The 22215-nt window shown below is 56.0% G+C and carries 19 protein-coding genes; 4 read left to right on the top strand and 15 right to left on the bottom strand.

What is annotated here, in order from left to right:
- The first annotated feature begins 240 nt into the window (after positions 1 to 240).
- Positions 241 to 1812, top strand: a complete 1572-nt coding sequence (locus tag ACIQW9_RS04255) for a sensor domain-containing diguanylate cyclase (protein ID WP_402333352.1) — start codon at positions 241 to 243, stop codon at positions 1810 to 1812.
- Here the strand turns inward: ACIQW9_RS04255 and ACIQW9_RS04250 are convergent.
- From ACIQW9_RS04250 to ACIQW9_RS04240, 3 genes are all read right to left on the bottom strand, one after another.
- A complete protein-coding gene (locus ACIQW9_RS04250; protein ID WP_402333350.1) occupies positions 1784 to 4297 on the bottom strand; it encodes a penicillin-binding protein 1A in 2514 nt (837 codons plus the stop codon). The two genes, ACIQW9_RS04255 and ACIQW9_RS04250, sit on opposite strands and share 29 nt — an antisense overlap.
- A gap of 127 nt (positions 4298 to 4424) precedes the next feature.
- Positions 4425 to 5729, bottom strand: coding sequence for an AAA-associated domain-containing protein (locus ACIQW9_RS04245; protein WP_402333347.1), 1305 nt, complete (start codon positions 5727 to 5729; stop codon positions 4425 to 4427).
- A 9-nt stretch (positions 5730 to 5738) separates the two neighbouring features.
- A complete protein-coding gene (locus tag ACIQW9_RS04240) occupies positions 5739 to 7472 on the bottom strand; it encodes an ABC transporter permease (protein ID WP_402333345.1) in 1734 nt (577 codons plus the stop codon).
- 304 nt (positions 7473 to 7776) lie between these two features.
- On the opposite strand from ACIQW9_RS04240, the gene fdxA reads away from it, so the two are divergent.
- Positions 7777 to 8106 (top strand): ferredoxin FdxA, encoded by a 330-nt coding sequence (gene fdxA, locus ACIQW9_RS04235; RefSeq protein ID WP_402333342.1) that lies wholly within the window; start codon positions 7777 to 7779, stop codon positions 8104 to 8106.
- Positions 8107 to 8237: 131 nt separating this feature from the next.
- Entirely contained in the window at positions 8238 to 8993 is a 756-nt protein-coding gene (fnr, locus tag ACIQW9_RS04230; protein WP_402333339.1) for a fumarate/nitrate reduction transcriptional regulator Fnr, read from the top strand.
- Positions 8994 to 9017: 24 nt separating this feature from the next.
- On the opposite strand, the gene ACIQW9_RS04225 is transcribed toward fnr, so the two are convergent.
- The 7 genes from ACIQW9_RS04225 to ccoN form a co-directional block, all read right to left on the bottom strand.
- On the bottom strand, positions 9018 to 9248 hold the full coding sequence (locus ACIQW9_RS04225; protein ID WP_402333336.1) for a hypothetical protein: 231 nt from the start codon (positions 9246 to 9248) through the stop codon (positions 9018 to 9020).
- A 16-nt stretch (positions 9249 to 9264) separates the two neighbouring features.
- Positions 9265 to 9804 (bottom strand): FixH family protein, encoded by a 540-nt coding sequence (locus ACIQW9_RS04220; protein WP_402333334.1) that lies wholly within the window; start codon positions 9802 to 9804, stop codon positions 9265 to 9267.
- 22 nt (positions 9805 to 9826) lie between these two features.
- Positions 9827 to 11227 carry a cytochrome c oxidase accessory protein CcoG gene (gene ccoG, locus ACIQW9_RS04215; protein ID WP_402333331.1) on the bottom strand — a complete coding sequence of 467 codons (1401 nt, stop codon included), beginning with the start codon at positions 11225 to 11227 and terminating at the stop codon, positions 9827 to 9829.
- 119 nt (positions 11228 to 11346) lie between these two features.
- Positions 11347 to 12285, bottom strand: coding sequence for a cytochrome-c oxidase, cbb3-type subunit III (ccoP, locus tag ACIQW9_RS04210; protein ID WP_402333329.1), 939 nt, complete (start codon positions 12283 to 12285; stop codon positions 11347 to 11349).
- Positions 12278 to 12451, bottom strand: a complete 174-nt coding sequence (locus ACIQW9_RS04205) for a cbb3-type cytochrome oxidase subunit 3 (RefSeq protein ID WP_402333326.1) — start codon at positions 12449 to 12451, stop codon at positions 12278 to 12280. The genes ccoP and ACIQW9_RS04205 overlap by 8 nt, the downstream gene beginning before the upstream one ends.
- A 2-nt stretch (positions 12452 to 12453) precedes the next feature.
- Positions 12454 to 13068: a cytochrome-c oxidase, cbb3-type subunit II gene (gene ccoO, locus ACIQW9_RS04200; RefSeq protein WP_402333324.1), complete on the bottom strand. Its 615-nt coding sequence runs from the start codon at positions 13066 to 13068 to the stop codon at positions 12454 to 12456.
- 23 nt (positions 13069 to 13091) lie between these two features.
- Positions 13092 to 14519 carry a cytochrome-c oxidase, cbb3-type subunit I gene (gene ccoN, locus ACIQW9_RS04195; RefSeq protein ID WP_402333321.1) on the bottom strand — a complete coding sequence of 476 codons (1428 nt, stop codon included), beginning with the start codon at positions 14517 to 14519 and terminating at the stop codon, positions 13092 to 13094.
- Between the two features lie 255 nt (positions 14520 to 14774).
- Between ccoN and ACIQW9_RS04190 the strand changes: the two genes are divergently transcribed.
- Positions 14775 to 15551 carry a YoaK family protein gene (locus ACIQW9_RS04190; RefSeq protein WP_402333319.1) on the top strand — a complete coding sequence of 259 codons (777 nt, stop codon included), beginning with the start codon at positions 14775 to 14777 and terminating at the stop codon, positions 15549 to 15551.
- Between the two features lie 10 nt (positions 15552 to 15561).
- On the opposite strand, the gene ccoS is transcribed toward ACIQW9_RS04190, so the two are convergent.
- The 5 genes from ccoS to hemN (ACIQW9_RS04165) all read right to left on the bottom strand — a co-directional run bounded on the left by ccoS (position 15562) and on the right by hemN (ACIQW9_RS04165) (position 22160).
- On the bottom strand, positions 15562 to 15714 hold the full coding sequence (gene ccoS / locus ACIQW9_RS04185) for a cbb3-type cytochrome oxidase assembly protein CcoS (RefSeq protein WP_402333316.1): 153 nt from the start codon (positions 15712 to 15714) through the stop codon (positions 15562 to 15564).
- A gap of 5 nt (positions 15715 to 15719) precedes the next feature.
- Positions 15720 to 18299 carry a heavy metal translocating P-type ATPase gene (locus ACIQW9_RS04180; protein ID WP_402333314.1) on the bottom strand — a complete coding sequence of 860 codons (2580 nt, stop codon included), beginning with the start codon at positions 18297 to 18299 and terminating at the stop codon, positions 15720 to 15722.
- Positions 18296 to 19096, bottom strand: coding sequence for a sulfite exporter TauE/SafE family protein (locus ACIQW9_RS04175; protein WP_402333312.1), 801 nt, complete (start codon positions 19094 to 19096; stop codon positions 18296 to 18298). The genes ACIQW9_RS04180 and ACIQW9_RS04175 overlap by 4 nt, the downstream gene beginning before the upstream one ends.
- A gap of 13 nt (positions 19097 to 19109) precedes the next feature.
- Entirely contained in the window at positions 19110 to 20567 is a 1458-nt protein-coding gene (hemN, locus tag ACIQW9_RS04170) for an oxygen-independent coproporphyrinogen III oxidase (protein WP_402333310.1), read from the bottom strand.
- Between the two features lie 162 nt (positions 20568 to 20729).
- A complete protein-coding gene (gene hemN / locus ACIQW9_RS04165; protein ID WP_402333307.1) occupies positions 20730 to 22160 on the bottom strand; it encodes an oxygen-independent coproporphyrinogen III oxidase in 1431 nt (476 codons plus the stop codon).
- Positions 22161 to 22215 lie beyond the last annotated feature (55 nt).

Below are 22215 nucleotides of genomic sequence, written 5' to 3'. Positions count from 1 at the left end.
TTCAAAGCAATTGCGCAACTTTAACATGTACATTCAGAAAGATTTACCTACAGACTCACCTGATTTTTCTTGCGATCAATGACACTGCGTGAACGCTGAAAACCAGCGAAATCCACAGCCACGAATGTGATAAAGCGAATTTTATAATTTAACTTTTGACAATAAAAATTCTGGCAAACAAGTGAAGTGATATAAAATTCGCGCTTCCCGATCATAGAGCCGTCGTCACCGATGCCGAGTATGAAAACAAAGCGCGCGCCTACCATACGCTCCAAGCTGCTTTTACTTGTCATTGCGTGCGTAGTGCCGGCTGCACTGATGGCAGTGACGCTGATCACTTACGAATACCAGCGCACCCGCGAGCAACTATCGCAGACTTTGCTGGGTACGGCACGCGCCATGATGTCGGGTGTGGATCGCGATCTTGCCAGTATCGAGTCCTCGCTGGTCGCGCTCGCAACCTCGCCGCACCTCGCTGCAAACGACTTTCATACTTTCTACGATCAGGCGCGCCAGGTACTGGCAGCTCGTGCCGAGGACGACGATATCAACATCGCCCTGCTCGACATCGACGGCAAGCAGCATCTCAATACGCGCCGCCCATTTGGCGCGCCCCTGCCTGTGCAAAGCCAGTTTCCCGGCTTGAAGGCGATTTATGAAGATGGCAAACCCGTCATCACCGATTTATTCATCGGCCAGGTGACGCTGACTCCCATACTGGTCATAGCCGTGCCCGTCTATATAAACGGCAAGGTAGCCTACAACCTGAACGCCGGTATTTTTCCTCAGCGCTTCGAGGAATTGCTGCAGCAGCAAAAGCTGCCTGCCGGCTGGATTGCCGCCATTTTTGACAGCAAGGGAACGATCGTCGCGCGCACCCGCGAGATGGAACGTTTTGTCGGCAAAAAAGCCGCGCCAGAGGTAATGGAAAATATCAGCACGAACAATGAAAAAATTTTTTCCAGTACAACGCTCGAAGGCGTCACCGTGCACACCGTGCTTAGTCACTCCGAAATATCGAACTGGTCGATAGCAATCGGCATACCGAATGAAGCGTTTACGCTCGAATTGCGCAATACATTGCTCAAGCTGATTCTGGCCACATTGATACTGCTGGCCGGCAGCCTGGCAATAGCGTGGATGATAGGCGGCCGCATTGCCGCATCCATACGCGGCCTGACCGGCCCTGCGCTGGAGCTCGGTAGAGGCAAGAAGGTATATGTGCCGCCTTTGCATTTGCGTGAAGCCGATGAGGTAGGTGCATCGCTGATGCGAGCCTCGGAAATGCTGCAGAAGGCGCAACATCAAGCCAATCACGATGTGTTGACCGGCCTCGCCAATCGCGGGCTATTCGATGAAATCGTCAATCAGCAACTGGCGCTGTGTGAACGCAACCAGACCAGCTTGTCTATTTTGTACATCGACCTGGATGGCTTCAAGGCCGTGAACGATGCGTACGGCCACGAAATCGGCGATCAATTGCTGTGTGAAGTCGCGGCGCGTCTCAAGGAAAGCAGCCGCCATTCCGATCTGGTGGCGCGTCTGGGTGGCGATGAATTCGCCATTGTGATGGTCGGCACCGGTTTGAAAGATGCTGCATTTTTTGCGGAAAAACTGGTGGAAAACCTGTCGGTCGTCTATGTTTTCGGCAACTTGAGCGCGCATATTTCAGCCAGCATAGGTGTCGCCAGTTATCCCGATTGTGCACTCACCAGCGACACGCTGCTGCAGTACGCAGATCGCGCAATGTATCAGGCCAAGGGAGCCGGAAGACGCCAGGCTGTTATGGCGCCTCCGGCCGAACGAATGTAGGCGGGGCCGAGGCAATGCGTTTGTCCGACTCCACCTCGCCGCGATACATCTCTTCGCGCTGCCTGTCCTTGTCATCCTGATTCAGGTTTCCCGGTACTGGCTGCTCAGGCCCTGGATTGAACAACTTTTCCCAGAACCCTTTCTGTTCATCGATATCCACTGAGCGTACCGAGTCGCCATGGGCATACTCGTCGTACATCCAGTCGCCATCGACTTGCGTGAGGCCGGCTGGAACTGCGCTCTGGATTTCCGCCTTGCCGCGCAAGGCAGTGCGCATATAGTCAACCCAGATCGGCAAGGCCAGCGTGCTGCCGAACTCTCTGTTGCCGAGCGAACGCGGCTTGTCATAGCCCATCCATGCCACGGCCACCATGTCGCGCCCGTAGCCGGCAAACCAGCCATCCATTGCATCATTGGTGGTGCCGGTTTTCCCGGCCAGGTCGCTGCGCCCCAGACGCTGGCCAGCCATGTAGCCGGTGCCAGAACGCACGACATCGCGCAGCATCGTATTCATGATGAAGGCATTACGCGGATCGATGGCGCGCGCAGTTTCATCACCGGCTTGCGGATGATTCGCCTCCAGCAAAACCTTGCCGCGCACATCGACAACCTTCTGGATCAGATAAGGCGCGAGCTTGAAGCCGCCGTTTGCAAATACTGTATACGCGCCCGCCATCTGCAAAGGCGTGACGGAACCGGTGCCCAGCGCCAGCGTCAGATTGTCGGGCTGCTTGTCGGCATCGAAACCGAAATGCGTCAGGTGTTCGATTGCATACGGCGGCGTAATCTTGCGCAGAATCCGGATGGAAACCAGGTTCTTCGATCTTTTCAGTCCGGTGCGCATCGTTACCGGACCATCATACTGACTGTTGTCATTGCCCGGATTCCAGGCCTTGCCACCCTGCTCGCCAGGATTATCCTCGGCCAGCGGGGCATCGTTGATCAGTGTGCCGGGCGAGAAACCTTTTTCCAGTGCCGCTGAATAAACGAAAGGCTTGATGGTGGAACCGGGTTGGCGCCAGGCTTGCGTGACGTGATCGAACTGGTTCAGCGCAAAATCGAAACCACCCACCATCGCACGGATGCCGCCATCCTGTGCGTTGACAGCAACGAAAGCGGCAGCGACTTCCGGCAATTGCGCGATCCCCCATTTTTTCTTGCTGTCCTGCAGCACACGAATCACGGAGCCGGGTTTGATTTTCTTCTCTTCGACAGCCTTGGCCGACAGTGCAGCGGCCGCGAAACGCAGACCTTCGCCGCTAATTTCAATCTCGTCGTCAGCCAGCGTAACGGCTTTAACCGATTTGGCCGATACGGCAGTCACAACGGCTGCCTTCAAATCATCGCTATCCGGATGCTTGACCAGGATTTCTTCGATCGCCTGCTGGCGATCTTCTTCATCTTTCGGCAAATCGATCCACGCTTCCGGCCCGCGATAACCGTGACGCTTGTCGTAATCGAGCACGCCGCGCCGCACTGCTTCGTAGGCGGCGTCCTGATCGGCCTTGATCAGTGTGGTGTAGACGCTCATGCCGCTGGTATAAATATCATCCTTGTATTGCGAATACATAAACTGTCTGACTTGTTCTGCTGCATATTCCGCATGGGTGCGGAAGCGATTGCCGTCCGCCAGCACATGAAGTTGCTCAGCGGCTGCTTTTTCATATTGCGCTTGCGTGATGAAATTCAGTTCATGCATGCGCTTGAGTATGTACTGCTGACGTTCAGTCGCACGTTTCGGATTGACCACCGGATTGGCGCTGGCCGGCGCCTTCGGTATACCTGCCAGCATGGCGGCTTCTGCGATGCTCAGATCCTTGATCGGTTTGCCGAAATAAATACGCGCTGCACTGCCGAAACCGTAGGCGCGCTGTCCCAGATAAATCTGGTTCATGTACAACTCGAGAATCTGGTCTTTCGTCAGATTCTGTTCTATCCGATAGGCCAGCAATACTTCCTGCAGCTTGCGGCTGTAGGTTTTCTTGCGCGTCAGCAAAAAGGTGCGGGCAACCTGCATGGTGATGGTCGATGCGCCCTGCGAGCGACTGCGCACAATATTGGCCAGTCCGGCACGCACGACACCGAGCAGATCGACGCCGCCATGCTCATAGAAATTATTGTCTTCAATCGCGATGATCGCGTTTTTCATGCTCGATGGAATTTCTCCTATCGATACAAAGTCGCGCCGCTCTTCGCCGAACTCGCCGATCAGTACATTGTCAGCGGTATAGACGCGCAGCGGAATCTTGGGCCGGTAGTCGGTCAGCGCATCGATGGATGGCAGATTGGGGGCCACGAACAGGAAAGTGTAGGCTACCAGCAGCAAGGCTGCGCAAAAAGAGGCTATGACGGCAACGATGGCTGCCTGGCGAAGTTTGATATCGGTTGGCCGCTCGGACCAATCCACGATTGATTTTGAAATAAACGAAAAAAGCCGCAACGCAATCCCCTGTGAAGTCTTGTGCGTCGCAACTTTATCAGGCATTGCGCCATCAAGTTGAAACCATTTGTTTCTTGTAAAATTTACATTTTTACAAAACGAGTGCACTACATTTATATTGTACCTCTGGCTTTACCATCAAAAACGAGGAGCGGTATACAGCGCCCTCATTTTATGCGGCGTCACTTTCCGGCAGTTTGAGCCGCCCGGTATGGTAGTCATACTCGAATACTTCGCCGTAGCGGCCCCACTCGACGACCACCTTGAGTACGCGCTTGGCTTCATCATCCTTCAGGAACTCTTCCAGCAGATCAAGGAAACGCTTCTCGGATAGTGTGCCGCTCGGCTCCTGCTCCAGGCTTTGGCGTATCTGTTTGGCCAGCGGTACATGCATCAGCAGTTGCTGGCCGAATATCTCTTTTCGCAGCATGTGCGTGGCTTGCGCGTAGCTATGTCCCAGTGCCGTCAGCGTGATATCGCCCTTCTCTACCTGCGCCAGGCCAAGCAGGCCCAGCACTTCGTAAGTAGGGAACAATTCCTCATCCGGCAATTTCGATTCTTCCGCCAGTTGCGGCAAATCGGCGCGGCCATTGAACGGCGGACCTGCCAGCAGATCAAGCACGCCTTCGATATGCGTGACATCGGTCTCCGGCAGGCGATGGCTGGAAGGCGCATGCAGAACCATGCCGCCCGCCGTTGTTTCCGGCTGGGTACGCATGGTCATCAAGGCATACACTTCATCGATCAAGCCTCTGATTTCGACTGAGTCGACATTGCGGGGGCGCGGCAGATTGATCCTGATTTCACTGCGTATGCGTCCGGGACTGCTGGACAAGACAAGAATGCGGTCCGCCATCATGACCGCCTCCTCGATATTGTGGGAGACGATCAATATGCCCTTGGTCGGAATGCGTTTTTCTTCCCACATTTCGAGTATGTCGTCGCGCAGGGTTTCGCCGGTCAGTACATCGAGCGCGGAAAATGCTTCATCCATCAACAATACATCCGGGCCGGTCACCAGGCCTCGCGCAATGCCGACACGCTGCTTCATGCCGCCTGACAATTCACGCGGCAAGGCGCCGCCGAAACCGGCCAGGCCAATCAGATCCAGCATCGCATCGGCGCATTTTTCACGCTCATCCGGCGCCATGCCTTGCGCTTCCAGTCCCAACTCGACATTTTGCTGCACCGTCAGCCATGGGAATAAGGCGAACGATTGAAACACCATGGCGACACCGGAAACCGGGCTGTAAATGTCCTGTCCGCGATACTTTGTCGTGCCCTGATCGGCAGGAATCAGCCCGGCCATAATGCGCAGCAAGGTGGATTTTCCGGAACCGGACTTGCCCAGCAAGGCGACGATTTCCCCTTCAGCCAGTGCAAAATCCACGTTTTCCAGCACATTGCAGGGCGTGCCATCCGCCGTCTTGAACGACTTGGCGACCCCCTTCAATTCAATCAATAGATTCTGGCTCATCATCTTTCCTCAATGACTGCGGTCTTCGGCAAGCAAATACAACTTGCGCCAGAAGAAGCGGTTTAACAACATCACGAATATGCACATCACGCCTATGCCAAGTCCGATGCGATGGAAATCGCCGATATCGGTCATTTGCTTGATGTAGCTGCCCAACCCATCCGCAATCAGGGTGGTTTTGCCCCATGTGACATATTCTGCAACGATGCTGGCATTCCACGAGCCGCCGCTGGCAGTGATGGCGCCCGTTATATAAGAAGGGAAGACTGCCGGCAAATAGACGCGTTTCCATTTCAGCCATCCTTTCAGGCCGAGATTGTCGGATGCCAGCCGCAGTTCGTTTGGAATCGTTGCCGCACCGGCCACAACGTTGAACAGGATGTACCACTGCGTACCGAACACCATCAGCGGACTCAGCCAGATATTGGGATTGAGCTGCATGCTTACCAGCACATACACGACCAGCGGAAACATCAGATTGACCGGGAATGCCGCCAGAAACTGGGCCGCGCCCTGCACGCGTTGCGAATATTTCGGACGTAGGCCGATCCAGACTGCAATCGGCACCCAGATCAGCGAAGCCAGTCCGATCAGCAGCAATACACGCAGCAAGGTAATGAGGCCGAGTTTCACGACGTGCAATATTTCCGCCAGGCCGATATCGCTATGGATGAACATCGCAAGTTTGAACACGGCCAGCAAGCTTGCAAACAGAATCAGCGCGTTCCAGATGCGCGGCCACCATGGGTGGATGGCGCGTGCGCTGGTTTGCGGCGAGGTGCCGTCATGCTGCAGGCTGAACCAGCCCAGCGTGCGACGCAACAGGCTCCAGACACGATCCGACAAGGCGCGCATCCAGCGACTGCGCCGTCCCCAATCCAGCAGCCACGAACGCTGTGCCGTATCGCCCTGCGATTCCTCGAAGCGAAATTTGTCAGCCCATGCCAGCAGCGGTCGAAAGAATAATTGGTCGTACAGCACAATCCCGGCCAGCATCGCACCGATGGCCCACAGAATCGCCTGCAGGTCCCTGGCTTCGATCGCCACCGCAATATAGGCGCCGATGCCGGGCAGCTTGATATCCTGTCCGGCAACCGAAATGGCTTCCGCCGCCACCAGGAAAAACCAGCCGCCCGACATCGACATCATCATGTTCCACAGCAGGCCCGGCATGGCATAAGGCAGTTCCATGCGCCAGAAACGCTGCCAGCCTGACAGTCGAAAAACGCGTGCTGCTTCATTGAGCTCGGACGGCACCGTGCGTATCGACTGATACAGGCTGAATGCCATATTCCAGGCTTGCGAAGTAAAAATGGCGAAAATCGCTGCACACTCGACGCCCAGCAGATTGCCGGGAAAGAAAGCGATGAACGGCGCAATTGCAATGGCCTGAAAACCGAGGATAGGCACCGATTGCAGGATATCCAGCATCGGAATCATGACTTTTTCGGCGGCTCGGTATTTGGCGGCAATGGCGGCAAATACAAAGCTGAACAGCAATGAGAACCCGAGCGCCATGAACATGCGCAGAATGGTGCGCAACAGGTAATACGGCAGATACGCTGGATCGAGCGAAATCGGCGTTGCTTCGCCGACCATGAAGGGTCGGCTCATCTGCGCCGCGCCAAATGCCACCGCGAGCAGCACGATCAGTACCAGCGGCAACAGGGCCCAGTCCCAGCGATTGGGCGAGATCGCCAGCAGCGATCGATCGGCCTTGCGCGGGGAAAACAATTCAAACATGCTCACACCTTCTACTCATGATGACCTGGCCTGAAGGCGCGAATATTGTGCAATTCAATATGCGATTCTTTTCTCTTTAAAAATCGCAGAATATGCAGGCTCAACGCGCTTGCGGTCGATTGCGTGGACAAGCCGGCACGAGAAAAGTGTGCAATCTGCCAAATATCAGGATGAAGCAAGTCAATAAAACAATTGTGAACATGCTTTAACAGCCTGTTTCTCATGCAAATTCGATGACAAATTCGGCTATTCGTCTGGCTGACGTTACAATGTCGTCTGTGCCTCATCGTATGGAATGGAGAAAATGCCTTTTGTCGTTACCGAGTCATGCATTCAATGCAAATATACCGATTGCGTGGCGGTATGCCCGATGGACTGCTTTTTCGAAGGCCCTAATTTTCTCGCGATTAATCCGGATGAGTGCATAGATTGTTCAGTGTGTGTGCCTGAATGCCCGGTTAATGCGATCGTTAATGCGGCGGAAATCTCGCCTGAGCAGCAACATTTTGTCGAATTGAACCGGACGCTTTCCCGGCATCCGGACTGGAAACGTATCAGACTGCAGAAGGAACCTCTCCCCGAACATGCAAAATGGGCGGAGCTTAAAGATAAACTACCCTTGCTGCTGGTTTGAGAAAAGTAATCAACGCAGATCGTTATACCGGTTTTGAAAACGCACAGCCGTAGCAGACATCGCCAAACCGATTGCAACGGATATAACCATGAAGTATTTGCCACATTACTTTTAAGATACATGACCAAGACATGAGCAATCCCTCTCCTGACCTTAGCCCGACACTCACCGTTAGCGCTGTGCGCGCCAGTTGCGCTACCTGCAGCATGCACCAGTTGTGCCTGCCGATGGGATTGGGTGAAAACGATATGGATAAGCTGGACCAGATCATAGGCCGTCGTCGCAAGGTGCCGCGCGATGGATATCTGTATCGGATGGATGATCCGTTTACCAATCTGTATGCGGTGCGCATCGGTCATTTCAAGACTTACCAGGTCAATGCAGGCGGCGAACAGCAGATCACCGGCTTCCAGATGGCGGGAGAGTTGCTGGGCATGGATGCCATCAGCACCGATCGTCATCATTGCGATGCGATTGCGCTGGAAGACAGCGAAGTCTGCGAGATTCCGTTTCCGCGCCTGGAAGAATTGTTTGGCAGCATGCCTATCCTGCTGCGCCACTTCCACCGCATGATGAGTCAGGAAATCACGCGCGAACAAAGCGTCATGCTCCTGCTCGGCAATATGCGCGCCGAACAGCGTTTCGCAGCCTTCCTGGTCAATCTGGCTTCGCGTTACGTGGCGCGTGGTTATTCTTCAACCAGCTTCCAGTTGCGCATGTCGCGCGAGGATATCGGCAACTATCTGGGCCTGACGATAGAAAGCATCAGCCGCCTGCTGTCCAAGTTCAAGAAACAGGGCTTGCTGAAAGTGAGCAACCGCGAAATCGAATTGCTCGATCCGGTCACTCTGAAGGCAATGGCCGCCGGCACCGAAACCTGCGGCTGATTGCAGCGCCAGACTGCTATAGCGTCATCCGGCTTTTTTCGGCTCTTCGTTCAGATAAAGAGTCAGAAAGCTGGAAAGCGCGCAGAACAGCCACAGGGCAAAGAAGCCTATCGTATAAGCCGCCATCGGCTGCAAGGCGACCTTGCTGCTGCTGAATGTCAGCAGGTAGGGATCGAACACAGAGAAAAACAGGCCTTCCGCCACAATCGCAGCGAGAAAAGACGGCCATAGAACGATCATCAACAGTCGTCGCATTGTGTGTGCTCCCCTTTTATTTTTTCTCTGCCTCATCTGCTTCAATCACGATCTTGCGTTCTGCCGGCCATGACCAGTGAGCGTTCAGACGCCAATCGCGCTGTTCATTTTCGACCAGAACCTGCCAGCGTCCCATCTCGAGCACCGGTAATGCTACTGCAAAATTTCCGTTTTGATCCGGTTGCAGCAACAGCACGAGGTCTTTTTCCGGAATGGTTGCATGGATCAGCCGCATATTGAGGTTGCCGGTGGCTTGTCTGGCCGTATTCGCCACGCTGCCCGTCAGCATGCGGGTGGACGCATCGTACTGCGCGCTGAAGCGCACACCGAGATCAGTGGCCACACGATCGCGCCGCAAATCCTGATTGATCGCCTTGCCCTGCTTGTAGTAATCGTCGACCACCAGTGCATCCTGCCTGGAAACGGCAATCCAGATCGTGATGCTTCCGGCGATGACCACGATGAACGGTCCCAGCATCAGCAGCCACGGCCAGCGATGTTTGTACCAGGGTCCTTCATTTGCTGTCTGGTTCAGTAGCGGTGCTGTGCGTGCCATCGTATTTTCCTTTTCTTGCGTATCAGCGCGGCACAAAAAATACCGCATCTTCGGTGACTTGCAGACGGCGGTCATCCACCGCCTGCAGCGTCACGCTAATTTTGTTGGAACCCGGTTCGCCCTGCCCCTGATCGGTACGCAGGCGTATCGGTACGGCGCGTGTTTCAGTAGCAGCCAGATCGACTTCATCCGGTGTAACCAGGCGCAGCGATTCTATGCCGTACACGCTGATGCGATAACGATGTGCAGATTCAGAAGTGTTCATGATCTGCAGACGGTAGACATTTTCTATCATCCCGTCTTCCACTTCACGGCCCATTGCACCGCGATCACGGATCACGTCGAGTTTGAGCGGCGTGCGCAGCGCCAGTGCGGTGATGAATACAATCACGATCGCCAGCAGGATGCCGGTATAGATCAGCACCCGCGGCCGGAAGGCGCGGCGCCGCACTTCCTTGGGTGACAGATTGTTAGTCAGCGCATTCTCGGTTGAGTAGCGTATCAAGCCGCGCGGCGAGCCTACCTTGTCCATCACGGAATTGCACGCATCCACACAGGCAGCACAGCCTATGCACTCATACTGCAGGCCGTCGCGGATATCGATGCCAACCGGGCATACCTGTACGCACATCGTGCAGTCTATGCAGTCGCCCAGCTTTTTGTCCGCCTCGTCGGCGCTCTTGCTCGGCATGCCGCGCGGCTCGCCGCGTTTCTGATCGTAGGTAATGATCAGCGAATCCTTGTCGAACATCGAGCTCTGGAAACGCGCATACGGGCACATGTATTTGCACACCTGTTCGCGCAGCCAGCCGGCGTTTCCGTAGGTGGCCAGTGCGTAGAACAGAATCCAGAACAGCTCCCACGGGCCCAGCCCCAGGTTCAGTACTTTCTGCATCAGGGTATGAATGGGAGTGAAATAGGCGACGAAGGTGAAGCCGGTCCACAAGGCAACGCCACCCCAGGCCATGTGCTTGGCGATTTTCTTGGCAAATTTGGAAAAGGATGCCGGCTGCTTGTCCAGCCGCATACGGGCGCTGCGCTTGCCTTCTATCACCCGCTCTATCCACAAAAAGATTTCCGTGTAGACCGTTTGCGGACAGGCAAAGCCGCACCAGACACGGCCGGCAATGGCCGTTACCAGAAACAGCAGATAGGCTGAAATGATGAGCAGCGCGGCAAGATAGATGAAATCCTGCGGCCACAGCACGATACCGAAAATATAGAATTTACGTGCCGTCAGATCGAACAGCAGCGCCTGCCGGCCATTCCAGCTCAGCCACGGCAAACCATAGAACGCCAGTTGCGTCAGCCATACGCACAGCCAGCGCAAGGTAGCGTAGCGACCCTTGGTCTCGCGCGGATAGATTTCCTCGCGCGCCGCATACATCTGGATGACGGAAACTTCCGGATCGCTGCTACTCATATTCTTTCCATTACGCATACTGCTTTATACAACAATGCGAGAATCAAATGATAAGACTGCCGGATGACATTCGGCGATGGCAAAAGAAGACCGCCTGCGCCGGTCTTCTTCCTGATCCATCATTTTTGTGCGCTCTCGACCTTCTGCGGGTTCGACAGACCCCATACATAGGCGGCCAGTACATGTACCTTGGCCTCGCCGAGGAAATCGTCAAAGGCCGGCATCATGTTATCGCGCCCTTTACGGATGGTTTCCATGACGCTGTTCGTGCTGCCGCCATACAACCACACTTTATCCGTCAGATTCGGTGCGCCCAGCGCCTGATTACCCTTGCCGTCTGCACCGTGGCAGGCCGCGCAGGCTGCAAACTTGGGTTTGCCGAACACCGTCTTGATAGGATCGGAGTTGGAGCCGGACAGACTCAGCACGTAATGCGCAAGGTTTTCCACATCCGTATCCGAACCGACTGCGGCTCCCATCGGCGGCATGATGCCGTGGCGCCCTTTCATGATGGTCGCCTTGATGACATCCGGTTCACCGCCGTACAGCCAGTCTTTGTCTGTCAGGTTGGGGAAACCCTTGTTGCCGCGCGCATCCGAACCGTGGCATTGCGCACAGTAAGTCAGGAACAGACGTTCGCCTATGAGTTGCGCCTGCGGATCGGCAGCCACGGCTTTCAGATCCTGCTGCTGATACTTGCTGAACAGCGGACCATATTCAGCGTCGGCCTTTTTCAGCTCCGTTTCATATTCGCCGCTCGATTTCCAGTCCAGCTTGCCGGCATAGGTGCCGAGTCCCGGATACAGGAACAGATAGGCCAGAGCGAATACGATCGTGATATAGAACAGCCACATCCACCAGCGCGGCATGGGTGTATTCAGTTCGGTCAGATCTTCATCCCAGACATGGCCGGTGGTTTCCATCTGCTGAGTGGAACCGGGCTCCCGCTTGATCTTCACTTTCGATTGCGACCACAACAGCAAGCCGCAACCGAAGATGCCGAGCAGGGTCAGCACCGTAATATAGATACTCCAGAAACCATTGGTGAAATCAGACATGGCCGCCCTCCGCTTTTTCCCGGTCTTCCTCGTCTGCAAACGGCGCGCGGGCCACCGCATCGAAATCGCTGCCGCGATGCAGGATGAAGGTCCAGACCAGAATGCCGATGAATGTCAAAAAGCTCACTACTGTCATGATGCTGCTGGCATCGATGGAAATATTCATGATTAGCGTCTCGCCTTGATCAAAGTGCCCAATCCCTGCAGATATGCAATCAACGCATCCTGCTCCGTCTTGCCGACCAGTTCGTCCGGCGCTGCCTTGACTTCATCTTCGGTGTAAGGCACGCCCAGTCGTCGCAATGCATTCATCTTGGGAATGATTTCTTCCGGCACCAGCTTGGTTGTTGCCAGCCACGGGTAGTTGGGCATATTCGATTCCGGCACCACATGGCGCGGATTGTCCAGATGAATCCGATGCCATTCGTCGCTGTAGCGGCCGCCTACGCGCGCCAGATCCGGACCTGTGCGTTTCGAGCCCCACTGGAACGGACGGTCATAGACGAACTCGCCGGCTACCGAATAATGACCGTAACGTTCGGTCTCGGCGCGGAATGGACGGATCATTTGCGAGTGGCAGTTGTAGCAGCCTTCACGGGTGTAAATGTCGCGACCGGCCAGACGCAGCGGCGAGTACGGCTTCAATCCGGCGACCGGTTCAGTGGTCGATTTCTGGAAGAACAGCGGCACGATTTCTACCGCACCGCCGACGCTGACCACCAATGTCACCAGCGCGATCAGCAGCCAGGGATTCTTTTCAATCCATTCATGTGAAAATTTCATTCATTTGCTCCTTGATCTGTGAATTACGCGTGCGCCGCAACGACATCCGGGATGCGGGCGTGTACCGCCTCGCTATCGCGCATCGTCATCCATGTGTTGTAAGCCATCAGCAGCATGCCCGACAGGTACAGCAAACCGCCGGTAAAACGGATCACGTAGTACGGATACGTGGCTTTCACGCTTTCGACAAAGGTATAAGTCAGGGTGCCGTCAGGATTGACTGCACGCCACATCAGGCCCTGCATCACGCCGGCAATCCACATCGAGGCGATGTACAGCACGATGCCGATGGTGGCGACCCAGAAATGGGTTTCGATCAGGCGCGTACTCCACATTTCCTTCTTGCCGGACAGACGCGGAATCAGGTAGTAGATGGAACCCATGGTGATGAAACCGACCCAGCCGAGCGCACCGGCATGGACGTGGGCGATGCCCCAGTCGGTGTAGTGCGACAGCGCATTCACAGTCTTGATCGACATCATCGGGCCTTCAAACGTGGCCATGCCGTAGAAGGACAGCGAAACGATCAGGAATTTGAGGATAGGATCGGAACGCAGTTTGTGCCATGCGCCAGACAGCGTCATCATGCCGTTGATCATGCCGCCCCAGCTTGGCGCCAGCAAAATCAGCGAGAACACCATGCCGACCGATTGCGTCCAGTCTGGCAATGCCGTGTAGTGCAGGTGATGCGGGCCGGCCCACATATAGGTAAAGATCAGCGCCCAGAAGTGGACGATGGACAGGCGGTACGAATACACCGGACGTTCCGCCTGTTTTGGAATGAAGTAGTACACCATGCCGAGATAGCCGGCGGTGAGGATGAAGCCGACCGCATTATGGCCGTACCACCACTGGATCATCGCATCCTGCACACCCGAATATGCGGAGTACGATTTGCCGATCGAGGCCGGCATGCTGATGCCGTTGACGATGTGCAGCAAGGCCACGGCAAGGATGTAGCCGCCGAAAAACCAGTTGGCCACATAGATATGCGCGACCTTGCGCTTGACGATAGTGCCGAAAAATACCACTGCGTAGGCAACCCAGACGATGGTGATCAAAATCGTGATCGGCCATTCCAGCTCTGCGTATTCCTTGGCGCGGGTCCAGCCCATGGGCAACGTGATGACGGCCAGCACCAGCACCAATTGCCAGCCCCAAAAGGTGAAGGCAGCCAATTTATCGGAAAACAGGCGCACCTGACAGGTGCGCTGCACAACGTAATATGAAGTAGCGAACAAGCCGCAAATACCGAAGGCAAAGATCACGCCATTCGTATGCAAGGGACGCAGGCGCCCGTAAGACAGCCACGCAATATCGAAATTGAGCTCCGGCCAGGCCAGCTGTGCTGCGATAAAAACGCCAACCAGCATCCCGATCACGCCCCATACAACGGTGGCGATCGTGAACTGCTTGACGATCTTGTAATTGTAGTTAAGCGCAGTATCCACTGAACCTTCTCCCCTAGAATGCAATGATGATGCCGCAAGAGTACGGCGGAGTGACGTTTGATATTTTGATTTGCATCAAATCGGAACCAAACAGAATGGACAAACTACTGATTCGCCTTACATGTGTGTCCCGCATCAAGACGGGATCCAGCACATCGGATATTTTCCGTATTATTTTTTATGCCCTATAGTAAGCGAGTTGGCGAATGCGCCTGCGAAATAATAGGTTGACTGTTTGTGGATGTGGACGTGTATATGCCTATTGCTTATTTGCGGCGCCTGTCAGGTCGCACCAGAACGCGCAGCGCAAATCAGCAGCTGGGTGTCTTTCTGGCCTTTGTCGCCGGTGCAGTCAATGCAGGCGGCTTCCTCGCGGTGCATCAATATACTTCGCACATGACGGGTTTCGTTTCGTCGACGGCAGACAATCTGGTGCTGGGCAATGCCCTGCTCGTGCTCGCAGGACTGGGATCCTTGCTGTCATTTCTGTGCGGTGCGGCGACCACAGCGATCCTGATCAACTGGGCCAGGCATCGCAATATGCACGCCGAATACGCGCTCTCGCTGGCAATCGAAGCGCTGCTGTTGCTGATATTCGGCCTGCTGGGTGCCAATCTGAACGCCTATACCTCAGTGACCCTGCCCGCCACCGTCATTCTGTTGTGCTACATCATGGGTCTGCAGAATGCGATTGTGAGCAAGATATCCAATGCGGAAATCCGTACCACGCACGTCACCGGCATCATTACCGATCTGGGTATAGAACTGGGAAAAATGCTTTACTGGAATCGCAGCAACGACAAAACCGCAATCGGTCATGTCCATGCGAACAAGGCAAAGCTGATGATACACATGGCCATTTTGCTCATGTTTTTTATTGGCGGCATCATCGGTGCGCTTGGTTTCAAGCATGTCGGCTTCATGACTGTCGTGCCGTTCGCCTGCGCCCTGTTGCTGCTGGCACTGATGCCCATCATTGATGACGCACTTTTCTATCTGCGCGCTATGCGCAAGCAGTTGCCGCGAGAATAGGTAAAGCAGCTTACTTCCCGGGCCGGTCATCGTCCTGCAATATGCGGTCGCCCGGCCCTTTCAGGTCGTCGAACTGTCCGCTATCGGAAGCGCGGAAAAACACCCAGATGGCGAGAAACACAATCAGGATGCTAAGCGGGATCAAAAGGTACAAGGCTTCCATATGCGTCAGTTTACCCTTTGTTCCGCCACCGCAGAAATGCCGTTTGCCTGTTCTGCTTTTGCATTTTTTTCATTTAAGCGTGCCGACTGCTCGACCTGCGAACGCGGAATGCGGCGCAGGCGCAGTGCATTGAGTACGACTACCGCCGAACTGAGCGACATGCCGACGCCGGACATCCATGGATTGATCCAGCCTATCGCCGCTGCCGGAATCGCCAGCAGGTTGTAGCAGGTAGCCCAGGCCAGGTTTTGCCGGATCACGTGCATGGTTTTGATCGCGACCTCGGAGGCATGCGCGATGGCCGCAAGATGCGGCGACAACAAAACGGTATCGGCATGTGTCTGCGCCAGTGCCGCACCAGAACCCATCGCAAACGATACGTCGGCGGCACGCAGTACGGCAGCGTCGTTGATGCCGTCACCGACCATCGCCACAATGTTCCCCTGCTGCTGCAGTTTCTGCACGAAGGCCAGCTTCTGTTCGGGCAGACAGGCGCCATGCGCTTCCGCAATCCCGAGTTCGGCCGCCACGTGCTGCGCGACATCCGGCTGATCACCGCTGAGCAGAATGACGGTTTTTCCCAGTTTTCTGAAATACGCGACCACCGCGCGCGCATCCTCGCGCACTGCATCGCTCAGATCGAAGCGCGCCAGCCATGTATCGCTGCTGCCCAGATAGACTGAAGTCATGCCGGTGCCGCTCTGGTGATCGATGCTGCGTCCGGCCAGCTCGCCGACGAAGGAGGCATTACCGAGCCGGAAGCGCACACCGTCTATCACGCCGTCCAGGCCTTGCCCCGCCGTATAACTGACATCATGCGCAACCAAAATCGAAGTTGTCGTGTCCGTTGCGGCGGCTGAGGCTGCCGCAACAATGGCTTGCGCCAGTGGATGTGCATTCGAGGCTTCCAGTGCAGCGGCTATCTGCAGGCAGGCATTGCGCTCTGCATCTGCGAAAGCATGCATATTTTGCAGCGTCGGTTTGCCGACCGTCAGCGTGCCGGTTTTATCGAACACGATGTGCGTCGTGCGATGCAGGATTTCCAGCACATGCGGCTGCACGATCAATACGCCTTGCCGCACCAGCCTGTCGGTGGCGGCAGCCAGCGCAGTTGGCGTGGCGAGCGATAACGCGCACGGACAGGAGACGACCAGCACGGCAATGGCAATCGGCCAGGCGCGCGCCGCATCGTGCCACTGCCAGAAGACAAAAACGGCAAGGGCAAACAATAGCAAGGCAGCGACAAACCATGCAGCCACGCGATCCGCCCACAGCGCGATCTGCGGCTTGGCATTCCCTGCCCGTTCGATCAGCCGTATCAGTTGCGACAAGGTGCTGTCCGCCGCCACCTTGCTTACGCGCAGCACGATCGCCTGCGTGATGTTGATGGCGCCGCCCGGCAATGTCTCGCCCACGCCCCTTTTCAAGGCTGCGCTTTCGCCGGTCAGCAAGGACATGTCGATCGCGCTCGCGCCTTCGACTATCTCGCCATCGGCGGCAATGGCTTCGCCCGGCTTGACCAGTATGAAATCGCCGGCGCACAACTGGGTCGCTGCCACCATGCTGCACTCGCGTTGCGCCGGATAGCCGTTCATGCGCGCAGCCGCAGCCGGCAAGGCATGCTGCAGCTTTTCCAGGGCGCCGGCCGCTTTGCGGCGCGCGATCAATTCCAGATAGCGGCTGCACAGGAGCAGGAAGATGAACATCGTGACGGAATCGAAATACACATCGCCGTCGCCGCGCAATACGGCGACCACACTGCCGATGAAGGCAGCGCCTATGCCAAGCGCAACCGGGACATCCATGCCTAGTGCACCCTGCCGCAGGCTGGCGTAAGCGCCACGGAAAAACGGCAAGGCCGAATAACAGACGGCGGGCAGCGTCAATAACAGGCTGGCCCAGCGCATCAGTGTGTCCATATCGTTTTCCAGCGTGCCGTCGTGCGAGATATAGGCGGGTACTGCGTACATCATCACCTGCATCATGGACAGGCCGGCAACGAATAACTGGCGCGACAGCGTGCGACTGGCGCGACGCAGTTGCGCATCATGCCTGCTCGCATCGTAGGGATAGGCGGCATAACCGATATCGCGCACCGCCTGCAAAACGTCGCTCGGCTTGCACAACTCTTTTTGCCAGCGCACATACAGTCTTTCGGTCGCCACATTCAGATTGACGGCTTGCAGGCCGGGCAGACGCGCCAGACGGCGTTCGATCAACCAGACGCAGGCAGCGCAGCGTATGCCTTCGATGGACAGCGTCGCTTCCGCACTTTCTTCATTCAGATCGAATTTCTTTTGCGCTTCCGGGAGATCGTAGAGCAGCAGTTCCGGCGGAATCAGCGCCGCACTGTCGACGGTGGCGGAAAATGCGGAACGCGTGCGGTAATAATCGGCAAGCCCCATCTCGACGATGGTCTGCGCCGCCGCCTGACAACCAGGGCAGCACATCTCGCGCCGCTGGCCGTCGATCTCGACCGCCCAGTGCGCCGCCGGCGGCAGGGACAAACCGCAGTGATAGCAGCCGTCGAATGCTGTTGCGCCTTGTGCGACAGAACCTGTTTCAGCTTCCGCATGGATATTCATCTATGCAGCCCCGCTGCCTGTGGCGTGATGCAAAACACATCCAGCAAGCCACCGGAAATATCGCCGGACAGACCGCCGGCAGCGCGCACCAATCCGAGCACCCCAAACGCCAGCACGATGAGGCCGCAGACTATCCTCACCTTGCGTTTTTGCGCCAGCATACGCAGGCGCGCACCGACCAGGCCCAGGCTCAGCATGGCCGGCAAGGTGCCGAGCCCGAATGCCAGCATCACCAGCGCGCCAGAGAGCGCAGAGCCGGAAAACATTGCGGTCAGCAGCACGCTATACACCATGCCGCACGGCAGCCAGCCCCACAAACCGCCGAGCGCAAACGCCTTGCCGACATTATCCATGGGCAGCAGGAATTTCATCAGCGGCTGCACGCGCCGCCACAGGATCTGGCCGACCGCTTCCAGTCGTGCCAGACCGCGCCATGCATCCATCAGGTAGAGGCCGAGTACGATCAGCATCAGGTTGGCCAGCCAATAGCCGCCGACTTGCAGCACTGCCAGATTGGCGAACGATCGCATGCCATCCGCCAGCCCGCCTACAAGCGCGCCGGCCACTGCATAACTGCCTATGCGGCCGGCGTTGTAGGCCGTTACCCGCAAGGCATTATCGAGGGCTGCAGTTTGTATTCCACTCGACATCGCATCGGCTGCCACCACCGCCACCGGAAAAGGGCGTGGCGCCTGTGCGGCCGACAATGCGCTGACGATGCCGCCGCACATGCCTATGCAATGCAGCCCGCCCAGCAGGCCTATCATGAAAATCGGAAAGAGATTGAGACCGGTCAATGCATGGCTCGTATTAAATTTTTTTCGTATAGCGCAGCGGCCGGGTTTCGGTTTTGGCAGAAGCGCCGCCGGTTTTTGCTTCGCACGCGGTGTTCAGGTAACGATCGAATACCATGCAGACATTGCGAATCAGCAAACGGCCCTTGGGCGTGACGCTGATCCACTCTTCATCCACGGTAACGAGGCCATTGTCCTCCAGCTCGTGCAGTTTATCCAGCTCTGCGGCAAAGTAGGTTTTGAAGGTGATCGGATAAGCCAGTTCGATGGAGTCTATCGACAACTCGAAATTGCACATCAGCATCTGGATGATGATACGGCGCAGCAGATCGTCCATGCTCAGCTTGACGCCTGTGACGATAGGCAGTTCATTTTGCTCTATGCGTTCGTAATATTCATCCAGCGTTTTGGCATTTTCGCTATAGGTTGCGGCGACCGCGCTGATGCCGGAGACGCCGAAGGCAACCAGATTATGTTCGGCATGCGAGGAATATCCCTGAAAATTACGATGCAGCCTGCCCTGCCGTTGCGCAATCGCCAGGTCGTCGCTGGGCTTGGCAAAATGATCCATGCCGATATACACGTAACCGGCATCCGTCAGGCGCTTGATGCAAAGAGAAAACATGTTCAGACGCGCGTCCAGGCTGGGCAGATCATCTTCATCTATGCGGCGTTGCGGCTTGAACATATTCGGCCGGTGCACATAGTTGTAGACGGCGATGCGATCCGGACTGGCATTGATCACCTTGTTCAGGGTCTGCGCCATCGTGATCACATTCTGTTTTGGCAAGCCGTAAATCAAATCGATGCTGACTGAGCGAAAGCAGGCTTCGCGCGCGGCGCGGATGATGTTCAAGGTATCCTGTTCGGACTGGATGCGATTGACTGCCTGCTGCACGTCGGGATCGAAATCCTGCACCCCGATACTGATGCGATTGAAGCCCTGCTTGCGCAGCGCATGGATGCGTTCGACGGTAACGGTGCGTGGATCGACTTCGATCGCATACTCGCCGTCGAAATCGGAAGCGAAGCGAAAGTGGCGGCGCAGATGCGCCATCAGCTCGCCCATCTGCGCATCGTTCAGATAGGTAGGCGTACCGCCGCCTATATGCAGCTTTTCAATCTGGTTCATGCCGGCAAACAGATTGCCCTGCATTTCTATTTCATGCTTCAGATAACTCAGATAAGTGGCAGCCCTGCTGCGATCGCGCGTCACCACCTTGTTGCAGGAGCAGTAATGGCACACGCTGTCGCAAAACGGAATATGCACGTACAGCGATAGCGGCCGCATGCCGCCGCGCGTGCGCAAACTGACCACGGTTTGCAGATAGTCGCGATAGCTGAATGCATCGCTGAAGCTGTCTGCCGTCGGATAGGATGTATAGCGCGGCCCGAGCTGAATCAGCCTGCGCACCAGACTGGCATCGAATTCCAGCGATGGATTGCCTGTTGCCGGTATTGCAGATGCCACCATTATTCTGTACTCCTGCTGTTCGTTATTCCCGCCGCACCCGCAACCGGGATCTGAACTGATGCGAACCGAGTGTAGCGGTCACGGCCTGGCCATGCTTTGACATACATCAAAAACGTCGGTGCTATGTCCGCATCGCCATGCGGCTGGAATGAGAACAAGGCGCTAGATCGTCTTCGAGTAACGCAAGGGTTCCGGCTGCGATTCACGTTTCTGATTCAGGTAAGTATCGAAAGTCATGCAGATATTGCGTATCAGCAAACGCCCCTTGAGCGTCACGCGCAACCAATGCTCATCCAGCGTGATCAAACCGTCTGCCTGCATGACGCGCAGTTTTTCCAGCTCGGGGGCAAAGTAACTGGCGAAATCGATGTCGAATGTCTGCGCGATGTCGGCTATCGACAATTCGAAATTGCACATCAGGCGCTGGATCAACTGCCGGCGCAACAGATCGTCGGCCTTCAGTTCAATGCCGCGCACGACCGGCAATTCATTCCTGTCGATGTGATCGTAATAGACGTCCAGCGTTTTGACATTCTGGCTGTAGGTCGGTCCGACCGCACTGATGGCGGAGACGCCGCACGACACCAGATCGGCTTCGGCATGCGTCGAATAACCCTGAAAGTTGCGATGCAGACGCCCTTCGCGCTGCGCCACAGCCAGATCGTCACCCGGCTTGGCAAAATGATCCATGCCTATATAAACATAGCCGGCTTCGTTGAGGCGGCGTATGCACAGGAACAGCATCTCCAGCTTGGTATCGGCATCCGGCAAGTCTTCTTCGGCAATGCGCCGTTGCGGCTTGAACAGATGCGGCATGTGCGCATAGTTGTAGATGGCGATGCGATCCGGATCGGCGGCAATCACCTTGTCCAGAGTCTGCCCTATCGTCGTCAGCGTCTGTTTCGGCAAGCCGTAGATCAGATCGACGCTGACTGAACGGAAATCAGCGGCGCGCGCCGCTGCGATAATGTCCAGCGTCTGCTGTTCCGGCTGGATGCGATTCACCGCCTTTTGCACAATGGGATCGAAGTCCTGCACACCGAGACTGAGGCGATTGAAGCCCTGGCGGCGCAAGGTATGTATGCGCTCGCGCGACACGGTGCGCGGATCGATTTCGATCGAATATTCACCCACCGTATCCGGCGCAAAGGAGAACCAGCGGCGCAGATGCGCCATCAGATCGTCCATCTGCTCATCGGAAAGATAGGTAGGCGTGCCGCCGCCGAAATGCAATTGCTCGATTTGATTCATGCCGGCAAACAGGCGCCCCTGCATGGCGACTTCGCGTTTCAGATAATCCAGATAAGTTACCGCCTTGCTGCGATCCCTGGTGACGATCTTGTTGCAGCCGCAGTAATAGCAGACCGTATTGCAGAAAGGAATATGCAGATAGAGCGACAGCGCGCGTTTTTCAGCCTTGGCGCGCACGCCGGCCACCGCACGTTCATAGTCGGCTATGCCGAACGTGCCGGAAAAACGATCGGCCGTCGGGTAAGAGGTATAACGCGGGCCAAGCTGGTTCAGCTTGCGGATTAGCGGCGCGTCGAATTCGACTGACGGCAGCACGGAAATGGGAATCACGGTAGCGCTCATATTTGACATTCCTGCGGCAGCTGGCTTCCGGAATGGAAGACGATGCGACCAGAAT

Origin of the sequence: Herminiimonas sp. NPDC097707 (genome assembly GCF_044761395.1) — a bacterium.
Lineage (GTDB): Bacteria > Pseudomonadota > Gammaproteobacteria > Burkholderiales > Burkholderiaceae_D > Oxalicibacterium.
The sequence above is the reverse complement of the archived record's forward strand: the minus strand, read 5'-3'. Positions and strand labels throughout refer to the sequence as shown.